Genomic DNA, 20,585 nt, shown 5'->3' with positions numbered 1-20,585 from the left:
ATGAATAGTTTAACGCTGATTATGTGGATTGAAAGCAGCGCTATGAAATTAAATAACTTTTCTCATGCTCCCCTGCCCGTGGGGGCGCCCTGGGGGCAGTGCCGTTGGCATCTGATTGTTCAGCATGTTGACCTGATCCTGGTTCATGTCGCCAATCCACTTGGAGTAAACCTCGTACACCATGCGCGCATCTTCATGTCCCATCTGACTCGCTATGAATGACGGGTTCGCTCCGGCCATCAACGTCCAGCATGCGTAGGTATGCCGTGACTGATAAGGATTCCTTTCGCGGATATTTGCAAGTTTAGTGCCTCGCTTCCAGCCATAGGCAATCGAGTTCTTGGAGAAGTAACTGCCTTTTTTTGACGAATATGCTGTTGGTGAAAAAACGAAGCGAAGAGATTGCTGCTCAGTTTTTCCGATCTCCCGATGGTGAAATCGAATTTCTTGCTTCGGATTAGCGCCGGTGACTTCGTATTGTTCCTTCAGTGCATCCAGAGCAGGTTTAAGCAACGTTATCGTCCTTATTCCGGCATCTGTCTTAGGGGGTACAAATACTCGCTTATTCGTCAAACTTCTGGATACGTGGATTTCACCTTTTACCAAATCAATGTCTTCCCATGCCAGGGCGCATATCTCGCCCGGCCTCATCCCCGTATGTACGGCAACAATAATGATTAATGCCTGGCTACGGGGAAGGGCGGCTATCAGTGCCTGGTACTCATGAAGTAAAAGTGGGTCGGGATCATTTTTAGATAACTTGAGTCGCGACACTCCTTCATAAGGAGCATGCAATATAAACTGGCTTCGGTTTGCGAGCTTAAGCATTTCTGATAAAACTGCCATCTGTTTATTGACTGTTGAGGGCGCGCGGCCCTGCCTGGTCAGATTCGGCATTGCCGGGTTAATAATTGTCCCGGTCAATAACTCCTTTCGGTAATGCAAAATATCGGCATGCTCAATATCTACCAGACGGGTATTTTCTCCGACTACACGCAGTAACGTATTTACGACCGAAGTAAGCGATAGCAGTGTTGCACCAGATACCTCTAAGGCTTTGGTGTCTGTAAAAAAATCACTTAGTTCTTTAAACGTGGTAATTTTTTTGGTTGTGATGAACTTCTTAAGCGCTTTGGATTCCGGGAAACGTTCCGCATAGTCGAACTTACCGAGCTGTATTTCACTTGTTATGAGCGCACGAAGATTTCCAGCTTTTTTGATGTTGCTGCTGTTCACCGTCCAGCCGCGAAGGACTTCGCGGCAACGTTTGCCGCGATAGGTAAATGTGATCCGTATTTTTCCATTATGCAGCTCAACGCCGGTTGGAAAGTCCATCATGCATCCTGTACTAATTGGTTAATCTTTGGATAGTTGTACCAAAGCAGACCTTTAGAATTGTCAGTTTCCCCGAGAGCTGTCAGATGTTTGAAATGCACGCCTTCGATCCACAAATTCAACCGATAACTTTTAATTTGTCTTTCCGACAAGCCGGTCTTTTCTGTTAGTCGCGCTTCAACCATCCACTCTTCGCTGAAAATGAGTTGCGACATACATAACTCCGATGCCGCCAGCTACAACAGTACATGCTGTAGCTGGCTGTAAGTGAAAACCTAAAATCAGTTTTTTGTCAGGCGCTGCCAGATTGCAGATACGTATTTGACCTGATGCCGGGCGTCAGAAAGCGCATTGTGCATGCCGCCTTCAAATGGGATGTCGAAGCGCGGGTTGATACCGACAGATTTACCCAGTTCAACCATGGTCCTTACGTCCCTGTCATTCCAGAACGGAACAGCGAAGGGAGTCTCTGTTAATGCATATGCGCGGCGGAGAATGACGTTATCAAACGAGCATCCATTACCCCACAGCTGAACAGTGTGACTACCGTTAGCAGCATTTTCAGCAATGAAGTCAGCCAGTAGTTCAAGGGTTTCACGCAGCCCCATGGCCTCATCAACCAGAATTGCAGAGCGGGCTTCAGATGATTGTTTCAACCACCACTGAATTGTTGACGCATCCGGTTTCATGCCAAACGACATCGATGATTCAAGACTGACAACCTGGTAAAATTCGGCACCAGTGTTACCAGTTGAAGGATCAAAATATACGGCGCCGATAGAGACTATTGGTGCATCAGGACCGCTGCCCATAGTTTCCAAATCAACCATCAGGTGAGTATAAAAAGCGTTCAGGTGATCCGTATCTATATGGTGAACGGGTTCATTATTCAGGGACGCTTGAGGCTCACCAGTTGCATCAGTGCTTTCAACTGGCAAAGCTGCTGCTTCGCCCTGAGGCACATCAGGATTGGCTTTGATTTCGCTGTTGTCAGTTTTTTCCATCTGCACATCGTTGGTGGTTTCCTCGGTATTGGCTTGATGTAATTTTTCTTCGACGGCGCGCTGGCGTACCTGGTCTACGACAGAAAGCGCTGGCGCCGGCTGGTTACCCATCAGGCCATCAATGGAGAAAACACCGTTGCCCATGTTGGCGATTTCTGGTTGCTCGGCTATTGCCTTCTGTTCAGCTGTGGACTTCTCTTTAATCTCGTTTTCCCAGCTTTTTTCTGGTACGTGACCGGCTGCCGCCAGGGTTTCTTCAGTTGGGTGCTGGTGGTCGGTTTCAGTCAGGTTTTTGTTGATGTAACGGCTCAGCAGTTCCGGGAAATGGTGAGTGTTTTCTTCTGCACTACGAATAAGCGCGAAAATAGCTGCGCGGGAATAATCCAGGATGCCAGCGCGTTTGCGCAGGGCGGCGGACCACTCTTTGAACGGACTTTCGTTTTTAGAAATGATCTCTTTTGCACGACGGAAAACGCCACCAGGAATATCGTAGATGTTGAAATCCATTGGAAGTGTGGCCAGCGCAATATCAATGTCCAGAGTATCCAGCGTGTGGACAAGTTGCGGGTTGCGATCGGTCTTATTGCCTCCACCAGCGTTGGTTCCGGAGTCAGTGCGCTGAATCTGCGACACACGATTGCCCTTACACCACTCTTTAACCAGCAGCCCACGGTCAATGTGTTCAGTGTTGAACCAGGCCTTAAAGAACTGAATGACGGTGACCAGTTCAACTCGTTTTCCATCAACCGGAAAAACGGTTTTCAGCGCGCTGACAATCTTCCAGATATCGATCTCTGGCGCTTTCCTGAATGGTTCTACATTCTCGGCGGCAAGCAGCAGGTTCTGCACATAGCTGTTATCCACATCCAGTTCGAGTTCCTGAATAGTTTTCTTCTGCTCAGTATCAATATGGTAAGCATATTCTTCAGAAATAAACTGAGCTAAGAGGCGCTGGCGTAGCGGCAGAGTCGCAACGGTAATAAGCTCTGGCGTTACAGGTGGAGTGTCATGTTCATCACCCGCAACTCGTGCTTTCTTATTATTAACCCACTCCTGAACGATAAGATCCCGCTTTTCTGGTTCTTCAATCCACTCGGTAATAAATTGCTCAAATGAAGCAACGGTATAGACCTGCTCACGGTCAAAAACTTCTTTTATTGCATTTGCCAGCTTCCACTCAACATGAGCAGAAAGCTCTTTCACCGCCGGCACATTCGCAACGGCCAGTAACAGGTTTTGTACATAGAGATCATTTTCGTCCAGTACCATTTGTCCGATCTGGATGTGCTGCGCTTCACTGATTTCCTTCTCTTCAGTGTCATTGACCAGGTGCGCAATCAGTCGCTGAGACAGGCGCAGGCGAGATATGGGGCGGAGCAACGTTGGTGCATCGCTGGTGGGTACATTGGCACTGGTAGTTTCAGGTTTTTGCTGGCAGGAAGTCTCCTGATTCTCATGATCAGGCTTCTGTTTCAGTTGCCACGTTTGCTGATCTTCTGCCAGTTCGTAACGATCGCACCATGTGTCATCAAGTGTGCTTTCCTCAGGAAGATCGTCAACAACAAACCAGTTGGTGCGGACAGGTAATTGATAGTCGGCGCCACGACCGACGGCAATATCGTTGTCTTCGAGAATATTGAGGATTTCGCGTTCTGCACGGGAATCTGATTTCGCAGAGAACCAGCAAAACAGGTTTTTTGCCTCAGTTGCTTTCGCTTTGGCTTTAATAAGATACGCATACGTTAACATTGCGTTCGGGCTCCATTGGATTGTAAGATACCCGGCAACTGATGATCGCCGCCTAAGGTAGTGGTTATTGGTCAAAACTCGTTCCGGAAAGCTTTGGTCGGCTGACCGGGTACTTAACCCGCCTTGCGCGGGTTTTGTGCTTTATGGGGTAGGGGATTTTCCCTGCACCAACTGTGCGACGGGGACCCACTCCAGAGCATTCAGCACGGGCTCAAATGAATCAGGCGTGTGAGTAACGGCGCGAACGACGTCAGCCACGCTGGGGTTTGCTTTGCTAAGGTGGTACCCGCCACCAGCGCCACGCTGGCTGGTGACGATTTCACTTCTGCGCAGCTTCGAGAAAATCTGCTCGAGGTAAGACACAGACAGCTTTGATTCTTTACTGATAGATGCGACGGAAACAGGGCTGCCGTTGTAAATCCTGTTGAGGATGGCAACCACCTGAACAGATGCCACCACACGTTTCATTCCAAATTCCATAGTCACTTCCTTACTGATGCTGGCAACAGCCATTGGTCAAACTCGTTATGAACGAACTGCAGTCTGTTGGTCGGCAGACGGGTCGCCCTTCTGGGCGAGCATGTAGCAAATCAGTCGAATGATTACTTCAATGCGATTTAGATGTACGGCCTGACACCGCACTGGTTTACGCGCAAAATCAATCATTTTGGTTTCCTTGTTTTACCGGTCATTTCTCCATTTCAGGCTCGGTGATAAGCTGGTATTTCCCATCTAGCCAGCAAGGACATAAAACTGGCCGCTCGACCAATAAGTGTTTTTTGGTTCAAGAACCGCGCACAGTATGATTCCTGTAAAGAAGTTCTGACCGATTCGTGGGTATTACCTGATGACTATCGGGACTGGCTCATCCGTTTCAATCAAATGATTGAGCGTTACGAACGTAGCGGTATCCAAGTTATTAAAATAGAGATAGAGCCCAACGAGTTCTCCGTTTGGTGCCTCTCCAATGGCTGTGAAATAAGCACCAAGAGCTGCAACGATTTCGCTGTTTTCCATGGCAGTAGCTATGCGATCCGCGACAGAGAGCTTGATAGGGGATATGACTAAGCAAACCTTGCCTCCAACTTTAGTTATTTCGATCCTCATAATGTTTCCCTCAACATTCTGTCCCTGTGTCCAGTAACAGTGATACAGGGGGTTCTTCATTTAGCCTTATCGCTGGCAAGCGGAACGGTACTGACTGCTGCGCATTAATGTTCGCCATCTCATCCGGTGATTCGTATGCTGCCGGCAGCTACTTCGTGGGCGTCCTGCCTAGATGACGTTTTTCAAACTGTGTTTATATTTAAACTCTAAATGTGTTTGAAAGTCAACACAGCATGTGTTTAAGGTGGCGTGGATGATAACGATATGGGAAAAGGGAAGGTGAAAGGCATAAAAAAACCAGCCAAGTAGGCTGGTTAGATTGTTAAAAATTGTAGTTTAATCGTCAGTTGGCTTTAATCGTCCCCGAAGGTACTTCTCGACATACTCATCAATTTCTTTCAGCCGCAATTGAAAGGTATCGATCATTCTGTCTTGTTCAGACTCCGGCAACTGGTCAAAAAGAGTAATCAACTTACGATGTTTTGGCGTTAACCATGATTCGGCGTGATCATCACCAAACATTAGTTCAGCCGGGCTAATTCCGAGAGCTTTAGATATCGTTATAGCGTCGTCAACGCCCACATTGCGGCGACCCGCTTCATAGTTCCCGATGCGTGACTGAGCCCACCCACATAACTCTGCGAGTTTAGATTGCGACATATTTTTCTGTTCGCGTAGCTGCTTCAGTCTGGCGGCAATTGCAGTGTTTATATTCATTACTGATTTTTACCACGTTACGTGTTAACGCTCAAAGAACGTTTCGTCTTGACTATCTAACACATTGTGTGTTTAATTCAGCTAAACACTAAATGTGAGGACAAGATGAACAACATCGCCAAAGAACGGCAAGCGCTCGGTTTAACTCAAGAGCAATTAGCCAAATTATTCGGGTGGCGTCAGTCAAGGCTCTCAAATTATGAGAACGGAACACGTCAGCCTGGCCTACCGGAATGCAGATTGATTGTGGAGAAGCTTAACGAGTTAGGGCGCACCTGCTCTCTTGATAGTGTATTTCCGCCACAAAGCGAGGTCTGAAAGATGCAATCAGTAGCTTATTCCCATAATAAACCACGAGTAGCCGCTGCGGTGAAATCGCAAAATCAATTTAAACCCCAGCGACGTGACAGTATCCAGCACCGTGCCATATTGGCCGCCGTTCGTGAATGGGAATCGACATTACCAGGACAGGCACAGGAACGGATCGCTCAGCTGGTGGCTGAAGAGTGGGCCAAAGCAGATGGCCGCGGAATCGCTGTTAATAAACAGAATTTATTCCGATATCTGAAAAATGAAGGGGGGTCAGAAAAGTACACGGCTTACGTTATGCAGCTGTCAGACTCAATCATTGCTGCTATGCCAGTTCAGATTGCCAGGAAGCACGGGTTAAGTAATGCGAGCACAGAAGCGGAGCTGGTGGCGAACGCTATCAAAGAGTGCAGTGAGGCACACCATGCGAAATTAATTGGCGCTCCATTACAAAAGCTCGAGAAGGAAATTCGTGAGGCGGCAATCGCATTGTTCAACATGCTACCTGCTGACGCGGCGGGACCACTACTGGCGAGTATAAGCGCCGTAGCGCCGCAATTGTTTTAATCGAGTTTTGACCTATGACCATTATTACTGCAACTCGCGGGGTGAAGTATGCCTAATCCTTTGGCTAAGGCCATGCCTAAGAGTAAGGCTAGTAACGAGCCTTACCGTAAGGTGAAGATCACCATGTGGGATGATCCTAAGTTTCGAGCCTTATCACCACTCCCGCCAAGTGGGCAGAGTCTGTTTATTTACCTGCTTACAGGTCCATTCACAGGGATTATTCCCGGGCTTTATAAGGCGGGAAGGGCGGCTATGGCCGAAGAATTAAACTGGGATGTCGAAGCCTTCGACTTAGCCTTAGGTGAAGCCATAGCGTTAGGTATGGTGGAAGCCGATCTTAAAGCCAGAGTTTTTTGGTTGCCTAATGCGGTGAAACATAATCCGCCAGCATCAGTAAACGTGATCAAATCCTGGGCAAGATCGTTTGAATTACTGCCCGAATGTTCACTGAAAGATAAAGCTTATGAAGCTCTCAAAGTCGCCTGCTACGGGGTTTCTGACGCTATGGGGATGGCTTTTGATAAGGCTTTCGCCTTGCCTAAGGATAAGGCTAAGTCTTTGGCTAAACCTTTGCCATCAGGTATCCAGAAAGCAGTTAGCAGTAAACAGATCTTAAACCCCTCTCTTAACGCGGGCGCGATGAAAAATCCGAATGGGGAGGAACTGCCATCCCCGTCCATGCCCCGGTACCTGGACGGTGTTGATGAACCGATCGGGAAATTCAGCATGGCAGATAGCTGGCTTCCCTCCAGAGACTTCCGACAGCGCGCCGCATCGTGGGGTATCTCCCTGCCTGAACCAGATTACCTTCTGACTGAACTCGCAGAATTCACCGCGTATTGGGAGTCGGAAGGGAAAGTTTTTACTCAAATCCAGTGGGAACAAAAATTTGCCCGACATGTAGCCCGGGTGAGAACGCAGGTAAAACCAGAAACCGGAGGTAACAGTCATGTGGGAGCAGGATCAGAACCAACAGCATCCCGGGCAGTTCAGCAAATTCAGTCAGCACACGCAGAGTGGCGCCGCAGGAATGGACTTGATGGCGACGGAAACAGCCTGGCGACTGTGGCAGGTCATGGGGGAGGTGTATTCGAACCGATGGACCCAGAAGAACGGGGCGGAGCCTTCGCCTATCTGGATAGCCCAGATAGGTTCGATGACTGAACAGCAAATTCGGCTGGTCTGTCAGCAATGCATGGAGCGCTGCGCGATGGGAAATACATGGCCGCCTGACCTGGCTGAGTTTGTTTCTCTGGTTTCAGAGAGTGGTGCGAATCCATTCGGACTGAAATCGGAGCAGGTTATGACGGAATACCGGCGCTGGCGCAATGAGTCATATCGGTATTCAGGAAGCGATAAATATCCATGGCCTCAGCCCGTGCTGTATCACATCTGCATTGAAATGCGGAGAACGGGCGTAGAACGACAAATGACAGAGGGGGAGCTGAAACGACTGGCAGAAAAGTTACTCACGAAGTGGTCGAAGCATGTTGGTAATGGACTAAGTGTCCCACCAATTCGACGTCAACTGGAAGCGCCGCGCCATCCGGCAGGACCAACGCCAGCACAATTACTGATAGATGAATACAGGCGTCGAAAAGCGGCAGGATTAACAAATTGAATAATGAACAATCAGTAAATCTGATATTAAAACCACATAGCCATCATATTCGAATTTTCGAATGTGATGGTTGACGACACTCAACTATTGCAGGAAACTACGGAGAGAATTCAGGAGACTAAAATGGCTGAACTAACTTCTCTACAACTCTTCAAAAACCTTTCCGATGAAACTCGGCTGGGCATCGTATTGCTGCTTAGAGAAATGGGAGAGCTATGCGTGTGCGATCTCTGTACGGCGCTGGATCAGTCGCAGCCCAAGATCTCCCGTCATCTGGCAATGCTCCGGGAAAGTGGATTATTACTGGATCGCAAGCAGGGCAAGTGGGTTCACTACCGCTTATCTCCGCATATTCCGTCATGGGCTGCTCAGGTAATTGAGCAGGCTTGGTTAAGCCAACAGGACGACGTACAGGCCATCGCCCGTAAGCTGGCATCGGCAAACTGCTCTGGTAGCGGTAAGGCTGTTTGCATCTAAAAAATTTGCCTGAACATATATGATTTTTCGAATGTGAGGTATTCAGAATGAAGACGTTAACGGTGTTTGACCCGGCAATGTGCTGCAGTACCGGCGTATGTGGCTCAGATGTCGATCAGGTTCTGGTTGATTTCTCTGCTGATGTGCAGTGGCTGAAAGGACGTGGCGTACAGGTTGAACGTTATAACCTGGCGCAGCAGCCCATGAGCTTTGTTCATAATGAGAAAGCGAAAGTATTCCTCGAAGCATCTGGAGCAGAAGGGCTTCCGCTACTGCTGTTGGACGGTGAAACGGTGATGGCTGGGCGATACCCAAAACGCGCTGAGCTGGCTCGCTGGTTCGGTATTCCGCTGGAGAAGGTAGGGTTAGCTCCCACCAGCTGCTGTGGTGGTAATACTTCCTGTTGCTGAATATGTCAGGAGGACATATGAAATTCTTAGAGAATATCCCGCCTTACCTGTTTTTTACTGGCAAGGGTGGCGTAGGAAAAACGTCCATTTCCTGCGCGACGGCTATCCGCCTTGCCGAACAAGGTAAGCGGGTTTTGCTGGTCAGTACAGATCCAGCCTCCAATGTCGGTCAGGTATTCGACCAGGCTATCGGTAACACCATTCGCTCTGTGACAGCAGTTACTGAACTTTCCGCTCTGGAGATTGACCCTCAGGAAGCCGCCCAACAATACCGCTCCAGAATCGTTGATCCTATCAAAGGTCTTCTGCCTGAAGACGTTGTTAACAGTATCAGCGAGCAGCTTTCAGGAGCCTGTACGACTGAGATTGCGGCGTTTGATGAGTTCACCGGCTTATTGACAGACGCTTCCCTGCTGACCCGCTTCGATCACATCATTTTTGATACAGCGCCGACGGGCCACACGATTCGCCTTCTCCAGCTTCCCGGTGCCTGGAGTAGTTTCATTGAAAGTAATCCGGATGGTGCTTCCTGTCTTGGCCCAATGGCCGGGCTGGAAAAGCAGCGTGAGCAGTATGCTCATGCGGTAGAGGCGTTGTCCGATCCTGAACGTACCCGCCTGGTTCTGGTTGCACGACTGCAAAAATCTACGCTGCAGGAAGTAGCCCGCACCCATGAAGAACTGGCCGCAATTGGCCTGAAAAACCAGTACCTGGTTATTAATGGTGTGCTGCCTAAAGCCGAAGCTGAACATGACGCGCTGGCTGCTGCGATATGGCAACGGGAGCAGGAAGCACTGGCAAATCTTCCTGCTGGTTTATCTGAGCTACCGAGAGATACCTTATTACTCCAGCCAGTAAATATGGTTGGTGTGTCTGCGTTGAAGGGGCTGCTGGATACCCGTTTTGATGCATTACCGCTCCCGGTACCGAACGTCCTGTACACGCCTGAAAACTTATCGCTCTCTGACCTGGTCGATGATATCGCCCGCAGTGAACATGGCCTGATTATGTTGATGGGCAAAGGTGGTGTAGGGAAAACCACGATGGCTGCTGCTATCGCCGTAAGGCTGGCAGACATGGGATATGACGTGCATCTCACCACCTCTGATCCCGCTGCGCACCTGAGTACAACGCTGAACGGCAGCCTCAAAAACCTGCAGGTCAGCCGCATCAACCCTCACGATGAAACCGAACGCTATCGCCAGCATGTTCTTGAGACGAAGGGAAAAGATCTGGACGAAGCAGGGAAACGGCTATTGGAAGAAGATTTACGTTCTCCCTGTACTGAAGAAATTGCCGTGTTCCAGGCTTTTTCCCGAGTGATTCGTGAAGCAGGTAAGCGGTTTGTTGTCATGGATACAGCTCCCACTGGGCACACGCTGTTGTTGCTGGATGCTACCGGGGCTTACCACCGAGAGATTGCCAAAAAAATGGGGGAGAAAGGTCATTTTACTACCCCAATGATGCAGCTTCAGGACCCGGAACGAACCAAAGTTCTGCTGGTCACTCTGCCTGAAACCACACCGGTACTGGAAGCGGCAAGCCTACAGGCTGACCTTGAAAGAGCGGGGATTCATCCATGGGGCTGGATTATCAATAACAGCCTTTCCATCGCGGATACGCGTTCTCCGTTGCTTTGCCAGCGCGCTCAGCAGGAACAGCCTCAGATTGAGGCTGTTAAGAATCAGCACGCTGACCATATAGCGCTCGTTCCGGTACTGGCTTCTGAGCCAACAGGTATTGAAAAACTCAGAGAGTTGGCGAGTTAATTTTTTGTTTATACAGGGCGGCAGATCCGCCCTGTCAGGAGGGTGTATGTTACTGGCAGGCGCTATTTTTGTCCTGACCATTGTCTTGGTTATCTGTCAACCGAAAGGATTAGGGATCGGCTGGAGTGCAACGCTGGGCGCGGGCCTGGCTTTGATTTCTGGCGTTGTGCATATAGGCGATATTCCGGTGGTGTGGAATATCGTCTGGAACGCGACAGCGACCTTTATTGCGGTGATTATCATCAGCCTGCTGCTCGATGAATCAGGCTTTTTCGAATGGGCGGCATTGCATGTTTCACGCTGGGGTAACGGTCGTGGCCGTTTGCTCTTTACCTATATCGTCCTGCTCGGCGCAGCGGTGGCGGCACTGTTTGCCAACGATGGTGCGGCACTTATTTTGACACCAATCGTTATTGCTATGCTGCTGGCATTAGGATTCAGCAAAGGTACCACGCTGGCATTCGTCATGGCAGCCGGGTTTATTGCCGATACTGCCAGCCTGCCGCTTATCGTGTCGAACCTGGTGAATATTGTTTCGGCGGACTTCTTTGGTCTGGGATTCACCGAATATGCATCGGTGATGGTACCGGTCGATATCGCCGCCATTATTGCCACACTAATTATGCTGCATCTGTTTTTCCGCAAGGACATCCCGCCAACTTACGATCTGGCCCTCCTAAAGAAACCAACAGAGGCAATAAAAGATACGGCTACATTCCGCACTGGCTGGATAGTTCTGATTCTCCTGCTTGTTGGTTTCTTCGTCCTCGAGCCGCTCGGTATTCCCGTTAGTGCGATTGCAGCGGTTGGGGCGATAATTCTGTTTGCAGTGGCGAAACGAGGCCATGCCATTAACACTGGTAAAGTGCTACATGGTGCACCCTGGCAGATCGTCATCTTCTCATTGGGGATGTACCTGGTAGTTTACGGTCTGCGCAACGCAGGGCTAACCGAATATCTTTCAGGTGTTCTGAACGTGCTGGCTGATAAAGGACTCTGGGCCGCGACGCTGGGTACTGGCTTCCTGACGGCTTTCCTGTCTTCCATCATGAACAACATGCCTACCGTGCTGGTTGGCGCTCTTTCTATTGATGGCAGTACCGCAACCGGCGTCATCAAAGAGGCGATGATTTATGCCAACGTGATTGGCTGCGATCTGGGGCCGAAAATCACACCTATTGGTAGCCTGGCAACGCTGCTCTGGCTACATGTACTTTCACAGAAGAATATGACCATCACGTGGGGATACTATTTCCGCACCGGGATTATCATGACTCTGCCTGTGCTGTTTGTAACGCTGGCAGCGCTGGCGCTACGTCTCTCTTTCACTTTGTAATGAGATACTGATATGAGCAACATCACCATTTATCACAATCCTGCCTGCGGCACGTCGCGTAACACGCTTGAGATGATCCGCAACAGCGGTAATGAGCCGACCGTTATTCTTTACCTTGAGACTCCACCTTCACGCGATGAGCTGGTCAAACTCATTGCTGATATGGGCATTTCCGTCCGGGCGTTACTACGTAAGAACGTCGAGCCATATGAGGAACTGGGTCTTGCCGAAGATAAATTTACTGACGACCAGTTAATTAACTTTATGTTGCAGCATCCGATCCTGATTAATCGCCCCATCGTTGTAACACCGCTGGGAACCAAACTGTGCCGTCCTTCTGAAGTTGTTCTGGATATCCTTCCTGATGCTCAGAAAGGGGCTTTCGCCAAGGAAGATGGCGAGAAAGTCGTTGATGATGCAGGCAAAAAATTGAAATAAGCGACAGGAGAGCCGCCTGTTATTTAGGCGGCTCCTTTATCAAATAAAAACAATGGATTGCCTCGATTTAAATCTTTGGACTGTTGATGCAACATTCTTCGCGTAGAAAATCAATAATCGACTCTAACTTGTCATATTGAGAAACGCAGATTAAGGAGCGGCTTTCGCGATTTTGTTTGACCAGACCTACGGAAACAAGAGCGGATATATGATGACTCAGTGTTGAAGATGGAATCGCAAGTTGTTTTTGTAGATCACCTACAGGTAAACCTTGTTCACCGGCTTTAACAAGGTGTTTGAAAATAAACAAACGTGTTGGATGTCCTAATTCTTTCATAGCTTTAGCTACTTCTTCTAGTTGCATGGTACCTTCCTCATCTATTGATATTTCGATAATACCAGAAATATGTTGATCTAACCTCAATAATTCGATTATTCTAGAAGTATGGTTTATAGGGGGGTTCATGAATAGCTGGATTTCTATGTTTACTAACGCGGCAGAGATGTTCTTGTTTCTTGCTGTCGAGTTGTCTGCGCTTTTTTTTCTGATTAGTGCGGGTGTTAGCCTTATCAGGCAAAAAATTCCGGACCAAAAGATTCAAAGAATGTTAGGGGCGAGAAAGGGGAGAGGTTACATACTTGCATCGCTGTTAGGAGCTGTAACACCGTTTTGCAGCTGCTCTACAATTCCCATGTTACGCGGACTGTTATCAGCAAAAGCAGGCTTCGGTCCAACACTTACATTCTTGTTTGTTTCACCTCTGCTTAACCCGATAATCATTGGTCTGATGTGGGTTACTTTTGGTTGGAAAGTTACCCTGCTATACGCTGTTATAGCTGCAACAGTTTCCGTACTGGCAAGTATTTTGTTAGATGTGCTTGGTTTTGACCGACATATTGTCGAAACATCAAAACCGCTGGCTAGCTGTTGTGGTGTTAGCAGTGGAAAAACTCCTGAAACTAAACTACAGAGTGTTTCAGCTTGCTGTTCTGTATCAAATCAACAGGACATAGGGGCTAATAGTTGTTCTAAACCACAAGAAACGTTTAAGAGTTTCTCAGCATTTCGGGGCACAAATTGTGAATTGAGCTGCGAGACGGGCCAAACAAATAAACAATTCTTCGCGAAAAGTGTAGTAAGAGAGCCTGGTGCGATACGACTGGCATTTCAGGATGCCTGGACTCAATTTAAAGATGTATTACCTTATCTGATGTTAGGTATTGTTATAGGGTCGTTTATCTACGGTTTTATACCTGCAGAGTGGATTGCTGCTCATGCTGGGAATGATAATCCGTTTGCGATTCCACTAAGTGCAATTATTGGAATACCGTTGTATATACGTGCTGAGGCAGTAATTCCGTTGGCATCAGTCTTGATGGATAAAGGCATGGGAACGGGAGCAGTAATGGCTCTGATTATTGGTAGCGCAGGAGCTAGTCTGACGGAAGTAATACTGCTTAAATCAATGTTCAAAACACCCTTGATTGCTGCATTTCTGACCGTTATTTTGGGCATGGCGATTATTATGGGATACCTGACACAGTTGTTATTTTGATTGGGTATGTTAGACAGAACCTGAAAAAGTTGCAGGGGGAGACGAGCATATGAAAGTTGCGCAATCAATCCCAATCAAAGCAGTTATCCAAATTTAAGGACGTTGATATCTCAATACTTACAATGGTGTCAAAACAACAAGTCCTCATTGGATTGAACCCGCTTCGGCGGGTTTTTTTTGCATCTCATTTATAGGCTAAGGTTAACAATTTGTGCTCTTAAGTCATTGATCATTTCAATGTATCGGTGTACTGTACAAATATACAGTATATGCAGTGGAGGCTAATATGAAAGTTGAACTCACCATTGATCGTACTAAAGAACTTCCAAAGGGAGCAGTGCCGGCGCTGGAGAAAGAGTTACTTAAAAGGTTGGGTAATCAGTATGAGAACTGCAGCCTGAGCATACGTCGTACAGGCTCTGATGGCTTAAGTGTTCTTGGTGGTGACAAGGAAGATAAAAAGAAAATAGAGACTATCCTCCAGGAAACCTGGGAAAGTGCTGACGACTGGTTTTATTAATTATTTTGGGTGTTACTTTTATCCCGTTTGCATGGGGGAGTTTAAGTGAAAGAAAAATTAGGATTGCCCAAAAAAGGCTACGCAGTCATCAGATGTCACGATGGAGTCATCGTTGCCAGGCTGCAATCATTTCCTGAGTGTGAGCGCGCCCTGATGTACCGTCGCGGTAGCATGGTGTCTTTCATGCCTCTTCAGGATAATGAAATTATTGGTACACCTACGTTGTTTACCCAGATGCTGGAAAGGGCTGGTTATCGCGTTACCCAAAAATCTGTTACACTCCCGTCATAGGCCTGAACAACCTATACCTGCTGCGCCACAGGAGAAAAGCCCCATGGCGCAAGATCAATTCAAGCAATCCCTCATACTGACGTTAACCAACGCCAGCGATTTTCTTTTTGCCGCATCCAGAGGTGCGTTATGAAGAAAAGCTGGTTTCAACATACACAACTCACCACTGAGCAGGCTGACGAACTGGAAGCCAGCTATAAAGCAAAGCAGATTAAGACCGAGCGTAGTCTGGATAATGACTTTATTCACTGGACGATCAGCGCGTTCTTGCCGGAAGCATCTAAGCCTCCTCGCCAGGACAGAACCTGGCAACAGCGGATCTGGAGGTGAATGTGAAAGTCTACGATATCACCCCAATGGGCAAGCCCCGAATGACGCGCGCTGACAAATGGAAAAAGCGTCCTGAGGTTCTGCGTTACCGGGCTTTCTGTGATGAAGTTCGTCTGCAGGGTGTTGAGCTGCCGGAAAGCGGTTCGCATGTCACCTTCATGCTTCCGATGCCAGCGAGCTGGAGCAAAAAGAAACGGGCTGAGTTAAACGGTAAACCACACCAGGCTAAACCCGATTTCGACAACATGATGAAAGCGCTGATGGATGCCATTTACGAAGATGACGCTCACATCTGGGATTCACGCGTCACTAAATTATGGGGAGAGAAGGGACAAATAATTATCGGGGAGATAGCAGAATGAGGGCGCTGCTGAAGCCGGTGGTTGCGCGTGAGCTTGGAATTGTGCTGCTCAAACCGGGCAGTGAGCTGATGTCATTATTCAGTTGTGAACGTGTGCTGGTGGAAAGCCAGCCGGCAAGCATGGAAAGGTTGCCTGCTGGCCGTGTTCCTGACGTTCGCCAGCCACTTGCCAGTGACGACTCCCTGAAGCCGTTCTTCCTGGATGAAAAAGTTATTAAGGCTGCTGGTGATTTGAGTGGCCTTGATTACTGGCTTCTGCGTTATGGCGGTAGCTGCTGCCAGTGGCCACACAGCGATTACCATTATCACGAGCTAACCACTCTGCGTCATGAACCTGGATCGGTTCTCCTGTGTGGACATTGTGATAACCATTTGCGTGACCACTACAGCGAACAACTTTCAGAGCTGGCGAGACGTAATGTTGTTAACTGGATTATTAACAGCATCATGGTGGCGCTGAATATGGATTCTTCCAGAGAGTTGTCGCTAGCGGAGCTTTGCTGGTGGGCTGTTCGTATGGGGATTACCGACGTAATTCCCGAATCAGTAGTAAGCGTCGTCTGAGTACCGTCTGGTCCCGAATCCAGGATCCTGTAACTTAAGCACCCACTTATTTTGCAGGTGGACACCTCATGCGCGCTAAAGAAAGACTTCCCCGGAAACACTATTCCCCTGAATTCAAAATGGAACTGGTCAGGCTGGCTCTTGAAGAAGAAGGCAGTATTGCCGCACTGGCCCGGAAACATGACGTCAATGATAACCTGCTCTTTAAATGGATAAGGCTCTGGCAGCGTGAAGGGCGGGTCTGTCGGCCCCGAAAAAACTCATCGTCGCTTCCTGCCCTGATACCCGTGCAGCTTCAGGCGGGCTCTTCTCTCCCAACCTTCGAACTACCATCCTGCTCTCCTCCCGCTACCTGCCACATAAAATGTCGGGGAGGAGAAATAACACTGACTCATCCCTCTGCTGAACTCATGAGCACTGTCCTGCGCGAACTGATGCGGGGGCCGGTATGATAAATCTTCCCGCAGGCACAAAAATCTGGCTGGTTGCCGGTATCACCGATATGCGCAACGGCTTCAATGGCCTCGCCGCAAAGGTGCAGACCGCGCTGAAAGATGACCCGATGTCCGGCCACGTCTTCATCTTCCGGGGACGCAGCGGCAGTCAGGTAAAACTGCTCTGGTCCACCGGCGATGGTCTGTGCCTGCTGACAAAGCGACTGGAACGTGGTCGCTTCGCCTGGCCCTCAGCCCGCGATGGCAAAGTGTTCCTGACGCCGGCGCAACTGGCGATGCTGATGGAAGGTATCGACTGGCGACAGCCAAAGCGGTTACTGACATCCCTGACCATGTTGTAGCGCTCTTTATCCTGGTTGTCGCAGAATAAGCCTGGTAAAATACAGGCTTATGAACGATACCTCTTCTGACGACATCCTTCTGCTGAAACAGCGCCTGGCCGAACAGGAAGCGTTGATCCACGCCCTGCAGGAAAAGCTGAGCAACCGGGAACGCGAAATAGACCATCTGCAGGCGCAACTGGATAAGCTGCGCCGGATGAACTTCGGCAGTCGTTCCGAAAAGGTATCCCGCCGTATCGCGCAAATGGAAGCTGACCTGAACCTGCTGCAGCAGGAAAGCGATACGCTGACCGGCCGGGTGGATGACCCGGCAGTGCAGCGCCCGCTGCGTCAGACCCGCACCCGCAAACCGTTCCCTGAGTCACTCCCACGGGATGAGAAGCGGCTGCTGCCGACTGAGCCGTGTTGCCCGGAGTGCGGTGGTTCGCTGAGTTACCTGGGTGAGGATGCCGCCGAACAGCTGGAGCTGATGCGCAGCGCCTTCCGGGTTATCCGGACAGTCCGTGAAAAGCATGCCTGCCGTCGGTGCGATCGCATCGTTCAGGCCCCGGCTCCTTCGCGCCCCATCGAACGGGGGATCGCCGGACCGGGGCTGCTGGCCCGAGTGCTGACCTCAAAGTATGCAGAGCACACACCGCTGTATCGCCAGTCGGAGATCTATGCCCGCCAGGGTGTAGTGTTGAGTCGTTCTGTACTGTCGGGCTGGGTGGATGCGTGTTGTCGTCTGCTGGCACCGCTGGATGAAGCCCTTCAGCACTATGTCCTGACCGACGGCAAACTCCATGCTGACGATACGCCTGTCCCGGTGCTGTTGCCGGGCAATAAGAAGACGAAGACCGGGCGCTTATGGACGTACGTTCGAGACGACCGCAACGCCGGATCAGCGCTGGCCCCCGCAGTGTGGTTCGCTTACAGCCCGGACAGAAAAGGTATCCACCCTCAGACCCATCTTGCAGGCTTCAGTGGCGTACTGCAGGCTGATGCCTACGCCGGGTTCAACGAGCTCTACCGCGACGGCCATATAAAGGAAGCCGCGTGCTGGGCCCATGCCCGCCGAAAAATCCACGATGTTCACGTCCGTACCCCGTCAGTCCTGACGGAGGAGGCGCTGAAACGGATCGGCGAGCTGTATGCCATCGAGTCGGAGATCAGAGGTAAAAGAGCAGAGGAACGGCAGGCAGTCCGGCACCAAAAAGTGCTGCCGCTGCTGGCGTCACTGGAGGGGTGGCTGCGGGAGAAACAGAAAACCCTCTCAAGGCACTCAGAACTGGCGAAGGCGTTCGGGTATGCGCTGAACCAGTGGCCGGCGCTGATCCGCTATGCAGAAGATGGCTGGGTGGAGGTGGATAATAACATTGCCGAAAACGCCCTACGACGGGTCAGTCTGGGGAGAAAAAACTGGCTGTTCTTCGGCTCGGATCATGGTGGTGAGCGCGGTGCGTCACTGTACAGTCTTATCGGGACGTGCAAATTAAACGGCGTGGATCCGGAACGCTATCTGCATTATGTACTTGATGTCATCGCCGACTGGCCTGTGAACCGGGTGGGTGCTCTGCTCCCGTGGCGGGTTACTCTGCCTGCCTGACCAGCTTCACTTCGTCAATACGGTTCTCACTGCACGCTTACAATCAGTAGCCAGCCGGGCGCTCCGTATTCCTTCGGAAGAACATCAGTCAGTCATGCGTGAATGCGATATCAAACCGGGTGTAACCGCCACCAGCATCATTACAGCTAAAGCCAGCACAATACCCGTGAACTTGCCACCAGCGCAGGTACCTGCGGTTAAGCCCATAGTTGGTGTTCTGGTCGATCCTGAGTCCCCGCAAACCTATATGAAACGTCCAAAGCGGGTCCGCTGGACGGCCCTCAGGTATCTGGAATGGATTAAAACACAACCCTGCGAATGCTGCGGTAAACCATCAGATGACCCACACCATTTAATTGGCTGGGGGCAGGGAGGAATGGCAACAAAGGCGCATGATATTTTTGCGATCCCCCTGTGCCGCCAGTGCCATACAGAACTACATAACGACCCGGTGAAGTTTGAGCAAAAAAATGTTCCTCAGCCGGTAATGATAATCAGAGTGCTGGATCGGGCTTATGGGCTCGGCGTTCTGGCGTAAGGAGATGAACAGGATGACACCACGTCAACGCCGCAATCATTTTGAAGCACTTGGTAAAGCCGCATCAGCGCCGCGTAAAAGCTGGCTGGGTAAATGTATCCTTCTTACGGGGATCCAGTCCGGATGGATTAAATCCTTGCTCACTACCTGGGGGGAAGGGGTGGGAGGAAAAACAGCACCACGTATGCCGCGAGGACACGCGTGCTGGAATGTGCTTAAGGGACGGAACTGGTCAGATAAGGCGTTAGAACGCTTCACCGCAGCGTTGAACCAGGCTCGTGAAGAGGGATTCCGTGGACAGCAGGCGATGAACAGGGCACATAGCATTCTCTGGCCACAGTCAACTGCCAGTGTGATTGATGAAGCTCTGCATAATGATGATGTCGATTTTGTTGAACAATGCGTATTGCAGGCGCTGGATATAAACGATCCGGTTTATGTTGTTGGTCTTCAGTATTACACCACCCGAAAAAAAATATCAGACATAACCCGGGAGCTGCAGGCGATTGCGCCATGGTTAACCGACGGGGAGGCGAGAAAGCGTGTGCGATGGTGCCTGGAAATATTCAGAGCAAAAACATTCCTTGCGGTTCGTAACCAGATGAGAGCTGGGTTAGAGGATGGTTAGTCATACCAAAAGAGGAGCTGACCGGGAGACTAATGAGCCTGTAATTCGAAACAAAAACCCCGGTCAGTAGCCGGGGGAACTGGCTATTACTGACGATTCTGTTTAAACCGCTCATAAATCTTAATACAGATAATAGCAACGGCGTAGAAGGGCCACAGAATGGAGGTTATCACCGTATCAGCCAGGTCAAATTCGAGGCCGTGTACTCTATCCCCACGAACTAACAAAGCAAACATTGCGATGAAACCCGCGATATATATGGCCAAGTAGTGATAAAGGCTCATGATAATTCCATTTATTAGGTTTTGCCCTGAGTCTACGTGCGATAACCACACAATTAAAATTGGTATTACAGATCAATTTTCATTTATCGATCGTTCAAAACGATCGTTTTGCAACAAGTAGCTCATTGATTGAACGATATTTGTACAAAATGGCAGCGGGAATTAGCTATAAGTGCTTTATGACGTAAAAACGTTTGAAAACGGGCCAACAAAGTGAATAATTAATTCATGCTTGGCAGAGCTGCGCCACGATGGCAGCGACGAAAAGCGAACAATTTGAATATAACGAAAAC

Annotated in this window: 27 protein-coding genes and 1 pseudogene; 20 read left to right on the top strand and 8 right to left on the bottom strand. The window is 49.5% G+C overall.

Features of this window, described 5'->3' with window-relative positions; genetic code table 11:
* Nucleotides 1-48: 48 nt before the first annotated feature.
* The 7 genes and pseudogenes from LY264_RS15050 to LY264_RS15020 form a co-directional block, all read right to left on the bottom strand.
* Nucleotides 49-1,335: a site-specific integrase gene (locus LY264_RS15050; protein ID WP_044700610.1), complete on the bottom strand. Its 1,287-nt coding sequence runs from the start codon at nucleotides 1,333-1,335 to the stop codon at nucleotides 49-51.
* Nucleotides 1,335-1,550 carry an excisionase family protein gene (gene xisR, locus LY264_RS15045; protein ID WP_032943036.1) on the bottom strand — a complete coding sequence of 72 codons (216 nt, stop codon included), beginning with the start codon at nucleotides 1,548-1,550 and terminating at the stop codon, nucleotides 1,335-1,337. The genes LY264_RS15050 and xisR overlap by 1 nt, the downstream gene beginning before the upstream one ends.
* Nucleotides 1,551-1,616: 66 nt before the next feature.
* The gene (locus LY264_RS15040; protein WP_052946585.1) at nucleotides 1,617-4,088 is read right to left on the bottom strand and encodes a 3'-5' exonuclease; all 2,472 of its coding nucleotides are present in this window, start codon (nucleotides 4,086-4,088) and stop codon (nucleotides 1,617-1,619) included.
* 141 nt (nucleotides 4,089-4,229) lie between these two features.
* On the bottom strand, nucleotides 4,230-4,568 hold the full coding sequence (locus LY264_RS15035; protein WP_224776500.1) for an RrF2 family transcriptional regulator: 339 nt from the start codon (nucleotides 4,566-4,568) through the stop codon (nucleotides 4,230-4,232).
* A gap of 45 nt (nucleotides 4,569-4,613) precedes the next feature.
* Nucleotides 4,614-4,757: pseudogene (locus LY264_RS15030) on the bottom strand (hypothetical protein); the annotation flags it as partial.
* 171 nt (nucleotides 4,758-4,928) lie between these two features.
* Nucleotides 4,929-5,195 (bottom strand): hypothetical protein, encoded by a 267-nt coding sequence (locus LY264_RS15025; RefSeq protein ID WP_044700608.1) that lies wholly within the window; start codon nucleotides 5,193-5,195, stop codon nucleotides 4,929-4,931.
* 336 nt (nucleotides 5,196-5,531) lie between these two features.
* On the bottom strand, nucleotides 5,532-5,912 hold the full coding sequence (locus tag LY264_RS15020; protein ID WP_003832307.1) for a helix-turn-helix domain-containing protein: 381 nt from the start codon (nucleotides 5,910-5,912) through the stop codon (nucleotides 5,532-5,534).
* 105 nt (nucleotides 5,913-6,017) lie between these two features.
* Here LY264_RS15020 and LY264_RS15015 point away from each other — a divergent pair, with 105 nt between their 5' ends.
* The 9 genes from LY264_RS15015 to arsC all read left to right on the top strand — a co-directional run bounded on the left by LY264_RS15015 (nucleotide 6,018) and on the right by arsC (nucleotide 12,839).
* Nucleotides 6,018-6,230, top strand: a complete 213-nt coding sequence (locus LY264_RS15015; protein WP_003832309.1) for a helix-turn-helix domain-containing protein — start codon at nucleotides 6,018-6,020, stop codon at nucleotides 6,228-6,230.
* 3 nt (nucleotides 6,231-6,233) lie between these two features.
* Nucleotides 6,234-6,788, top strand: a complete 555-nt coding sequence (locus LY264_RS15010) for a toxin YdaT family protein (protein ID WP_044700607.1) — start codon at nucleotides 6,234-6,236, stop codon at nucleotides 6,786-6,788.
* Nucleotides 6,789-7,040: 252 nt separating this feature from the next.
* The gene (locus LY264_RS15005; protein WP_044700638.1) at nucleotides 7,041-7,952 is read left to right on the top strand and encodes a DnaT-like ssDNA-binding domain-containing protein; all 912 of its coding nucleotides are present in this window, start codon (nucleotides 7,041-7,043) and stop codon (nucleotides 7,950-7,952) included.
* Nucleotides 7,864-8,409: a replication protein P gene (locus LY264_RS15000; RefSeq protein WP_122984015.1), complete on the top strand. Its 546-nt coding sequence runs from the start codon at nucleotides 7,864-7,866 to the stop codon at nucleotides 8,407-8,409. Before LY264_RS15005 ends, LY264_RS15000 begins: the two co-directional genes overlap by 89 nt.
* 123 nt (nucleotides 8,410-8,532) lie before the next feature.
* Nucleotides 8,533-8,886, top strand: coding sequence for an As(III)-sensing metalloregulatory transcriptional repressor ArsR (arsR, locus tag LY264_RS14995; protein ID WP_044700602.1), 354 nt, complete (start codon nucleotides 8,533-8,535; stop codon nucleotides 8,884-8,886).
* Between the two features lie 47 nt (nucleotides 8,887-8,933).
* On the top strand, nucleotides 8,934-9,296 hold the full coding sequence (gene arsD / locus LY264_RS14990) for an arsenite efflux transporter metallochaperone ArsD (protein WP_038641374.1): 363 nt from the start codon (nucleotides 8,934-8,936) through the stop codon (nucleotides 9,294-9,296).
* Between the two features lie 17 nt (nucleotides 9,297-9,313).
* Nucleotides 9,314-11,065, top strand: coding sequence for an arsenite efflux transporter ATPase subunit ArsA (arsA, locus tag LY264_RS14985; RefSeq protein WP_044700601.1), 1,752 nt, complete (start codon nucleotides 9,314-9,316; stop codon nucleotides 11,063-11,065).
* Between the two features lie 46 nt (nucleotides 11,066-11,111).
* A complete protein-coding gene (gene arsB / locus LY264_RS14980; protein WP_038641369.1) occupies nucleotides 11,112-12,401 on the top strand; it encodes an arsenite efflux transporter membrane subunit ArsB in 1,290 nt (429 codons plus the stop codon).
* Between the two features lie 12 nt (nucleotides 12,402-12,413).
* A complete protein-coding gene (gene arsC / locus LY264_RS14975; RefSeq protein ID WP_038641366.1) occupies nucleotides 12,414-12,839 on the top strand; it encodes a glutaredoxin-dependent arsenate reductase in 426 nt (141 codons plus the stop codon).
* Nucleotides 12,840-12,906: 67 nt separating this feature from the next.
* Here the strand turns inward: arsC and LY264_RS14970 are convergent, their stop codons facing one another.
* On the bottom strand, nucleotides 12,907-13,203 hold the full coding sequence (locus tag LY264_RS14970; protein WP_038641364.1) for an ArsR/SmtB family transcription factor: 297 nt from the start codon (nucleotides 13,201-13,203) through the stop codon (nucleotides 12,907-12,909).
* A gap of 100 nt (nucleotides 13,204-13,303) precedes the next feature.
* Between LY264_RS14970 and LY264_RS14965 the strand changes: the two genes are divergently transcribed.
* The 11 genes from LY264_RS14965 to LY264_RS14920 all read left to right on the top strand — a co-directional run bounded on the left by LY264_RS14965 (nucleotide 13,304) and on the right by LY264_RS14920 (nucleotide 20,008).
* Entirely contained in the window at nucleotides 13,304-14,395 is a 1,092-nt protein-coding gene (locus LY264_RS14965; protein WP_048226880.1) for a permease, read from the top strand.
* A 286-nt stretch (nucleotides 14,396-14,681) separates the two neighbouring features.
* Nucleotides 14,682-14,915 carry a DinI family protein gene (locus tag LY264_RS14960; RefSeq protein ID WP_044700595.1) on the top strand — a complete coding sequence of 78 codons (234 nt, stop codon included), beginning with the start codon at nucleotides 14,682-14,684 and terminating at the stop codon, nucleotides 14,913-14,915.
* A gap of 45 nt (nucleotides 14,916-14,960) precedes the next feature.
* Complete coding sequence (locus tag LY264_RS14955; RefSeq protein ID WP_071681812.1) at nucleotides 14,961-15,206, top strand: hypothetical protein; 246 nt, start codon at nucleotides 14,961-14,963, stop codon at nucleotides 15,204-15,206.
* A 129-nt stretch (nucleotides 15,207-15,335) separates the two neighbouring features.
* Nucleotides 15,336-15,536: a hypothetical protein gene (locus LY264_RS14950; protein WP_044700593.1), complete on the top strand. Its 201-nt coding sequence runs from the start codon at nucleotides 15,336-15,338 to the stop codon at nucleotides 15,534-15,536.
* Nucleotides 15,537-15,538: 2 nt separating this feature from the next.
* The gene (locus LY264_RS14945; protein ID WP_044700591.1) at nucleotides 15,539-15,898 is read left to right on the top strand and encodes a RusA family crossover junction endodeoxyribonuclease; all 360 of its coding nucleotides are present in this window, start codon (nucleotides 15,539-15,541) and stop codon (nucleotides 15,896-15,898) included.
* On the top strand, nucleotides 15,895-16,461 hold the full coding sequence (locus tag LY264_RS14940) for a hypothetical protein (RefSeq protein WP_249457352.1): 567 nt from the start codon (nucleotides 15,895-15,897) through the stop codon (nucleotides 16,459-16,461). The genes LY264_RS14945 and LY264_RS14940 overlap by 4 nt, the downstream gene beginning before the upstream one ends.
* A 68-nt stretch (nucleotides 16,462-16,529) precedes the next feature.
* Nucleotides 16,530-16,913, top strand: coding sequence for an IS66-like element accessory protein TnpA (gene tnpA, locus LY264_RS26000; protein ID WP_001201739.1), 384 nt, complete (start codon nucleotides 16,530-16,532; stop codon nucleotides 16,911-16,913).
* Nucleotides 16,910-17,257, top strand: a complete 348-nt coding sequence (gene tnpB / locus LY264_RS14935) for an IS66 family insertion sequence element accessory protein TnpB (RefSeq protein ID WP_000609174.1) — start codon at nucleotides 16,910-16,912, stop codon at nucleotides 17,255-17,257. The genes tnpA and tnpB overlap by 4 nt, the downstream gene beginning before the upstream one ends.
* A gap of 49 nt (nucleotides 17,258-17,306) precedes the next feature.
* Nucleotides 17,307-18,842, top strand: a complete 1,536-nt coding sequence (gene tnpC / locus LY264_RS14930) for an IS66 family transposase (RefSeq protein ID WP_001000409.1) — start codon at nucleotides 17,307-17,309, stop codon at nucleotides 18,840-18,842.
* A complete protein-coding gene (locus LY264_RS14925) occupies nucleotides 18,805-19,380 on the top strand; it encodes a DUF968 domain-containing protein (RefSeq protein WP_479690932.1) in 576 nt (191 codons plus the stop codon). The genes tnpC and LY264_RS14925 overlap by 38 nt, the downstream gene beginning before the upstream one ends.
* 13 nt (nucleotides 19,381-19,393) lie before the next feature.
* Nucleotides 19,394-20,008 (top strand): hypothetical protein, encoded by a 615-nt coding sequence (locus tag LY264_RS14920; RefSeq protein WP_044700635.1) that lies wholly within the window; start codon nucleotides 19,394-19,396, stop codon nucleotides 20,006-20,008.
* The last annotated feature ends 577 nt before the right edge of the window (nucleotides 20,009-20,585 follow it).

The sequence above is a fragment of the Citrobacter portucalensis genome (assembly GCF_023374935.1).
Lineage (GTDB): Bacteria > Pseudomonadota > Gammaproteobacteria > Enterobacterales > Enterobacteriaceae > Citrobacter > Citrobacter portucalensis.
This window is presented reverse-complemented; position numbering and strand designations above follow the sequence as displayed.

What these genes read in the sequence shown, in the direction of transcription:
- LY264_RS15050 (WP_044700610.1), bottom strand. Translation starts at nt 1,335, where the DNA reads ATGGACTTTCCAACCGGCGTTGAGCTGCATAATGGAAAAATACGGATC.
- xisR (WP_032943036.1), bottom strand. Translation starts at nt 1,550, where the DNA reads ATGTCGCAACTCATTTTCAGCGAAGAGTGGATGGTTGAAGCGCGACTA.
- LY264_RS15040 (WP_052946585.1), bottom strand. Translation starts at nt 4,088, where the DNA reads ATGTTAACGTATGCGTATCTTATTAAAGCCAAAGCGAAAGCAACTGAG.
- LY264_RS15035 (WP_224776500.1), bottom strand. Translation starts at nt 4,568, where the DNA reads ATGGAATTTGGAATGAAACGTGTGGTGGCATCTGTTCAGGTGGTTGCC.
- LY264_RS15025 (WP_044700608.1), bottom strand. Translation starts at nt 5,195, where the DNA reads ATGAGGATCGAAATAACTAAAGTTGGAGGCAAGGTTTGCTTAGTCATA.
- LY264_RS15020 (WP_003832307.1), bottom strand. Translation starts at nt 5,912, where the DNA reads ATGAATATAAACACTGCAATTGCCGCCAGACTGAAGCAGCTACGCGAA.
- LY264_RS15015 (WP_003832309.1), top strand. Translation starts at nt 6,018, where the DNA reads ATGAACAACATCGCCAAAGAACGGCAAGCGCTCGGTTTAACTCAAGAG.
- LY264_RS15010 (WP_044700607.1), top strand. Translation starts at nt 6,234, where the DNA reads ATGCAATCAGTAGCTTATTCCCATAATAAACCACGAGTAGCCGCTGCG.
- LY264_RS15005 (WP_044700638.1), top strand. Translation starts at nt 7,041, where the DNA reads ATGGCCGAAGAATTAAACTGGGATGTCGAAGCCTTCGACTTAGCCTTA.
- LY264_RS15000 (WP_122984015.1), top strand. Translation starts at nt 7,864, where the DNA reads ATGGGGGAGGTGTATTCGAACCGATGGACCCAGAAGAACGGGGCGGAG.
- arsR (WP_044700602.1), top strand. Translation starts at nt 8,533, where the DNA reads ATGGCTGAACTAACTTCTCTACAACTCTTCAAAAACCTTTCCGATGAA.
- arsD (WP_038641374.1), top strand. Translation starts at nt 8,934, where the DNA reads ATGAAGACGTTAACGGTGTTTGACCCGGCAATGTGCTGCAGTACCGGC.
- arsA (WP_044700601.1), top strand. Translation starts at nt 9,314, where the DNA reads ATGAAATTCTTAGAGAATATCCCGCCTTACCTGTTTTTTACTGGCAAG.
- arsB (WP_038641369.1), top strand. Translation starts at nt 11,112, where the DNA reads ATGTTACTGGCAGGCGCTATTTTTGTCCTGACCATTGTCTTGGTTATC.
- arsC (WP_038641366.1), top strand. Translation starts at nt 12,414, where the DNA reads ATGAGCAACATCACCATTTATCACAATCCTGCCTGCGGCACGTCGCGT.
- LY264_RS14970 (WP_038641364.1), bottom strand. Translation starts at nt 13,203, where the DNA reads ATGCAACTAGAAGAAGTAGCTAAAGCTATGAAAGAATTAGGACATCCA.
- LY264_RS14965 (WP_048226880.1), top strand. Translation starts at nt 13,304, where the DNA reads ATGAATAGCTGGATTTCTATGTTTACTAACGCGGCAGAGATGTTCTTG.
- LY264_RS14960 (WP_044700595.1), top strand. Translation starts at nt 14,682, where the DNA reads ATGAAAGTTGAACTCACCATTGATCGTACTAAAGAACTTCCAAAGGGA.
- LY264_RS14950 (WP_044700593.1), top strand. Translation starts at nt 15,336, where the DNA reads ATGAAGAAAAGCTGGTTTCAACATACACAACTCACCACTGAGCAGGCT.
- LY264_RS14940 (WP_249457352.1), top strand. Translation starts at nt 15,895, where the DNA reads ATGAGGGCGCTGCTGAAGCCGGTGGTTGCGCGTGAGCTTGGAATTGTG.
- tnpA (WP_001201739.1), top strand. Translation starts at nt 16,530, where the DNA reads ATGCGCGCTAAAGAAAGACTTCCCCGGAAACACTATTCCCCTGAATTC.
- tnpB (WP_000609174.1), top strand. Translation starts at nt 16,910, where the DNA reads ATGATAAATCTTCCCGCAGGCACAAAAATCTGGCTGGTTGCCGGTATC.
- tnpC (WP_001000409.1), top strand. Translation starts at nt 17,307, where the DNA reads ATGAACGATACCTCTTCTGACGACATCCTTCTGCTGAAACAGCGCCTG.
- LY264_RS14920 (WP_044700635.1), top strand. Translation starts at nt 19,394, where the DNA reads ATGACACCACGTCAACGCCGCAATCATTTTGAAGCACTTGGTAAAGCC.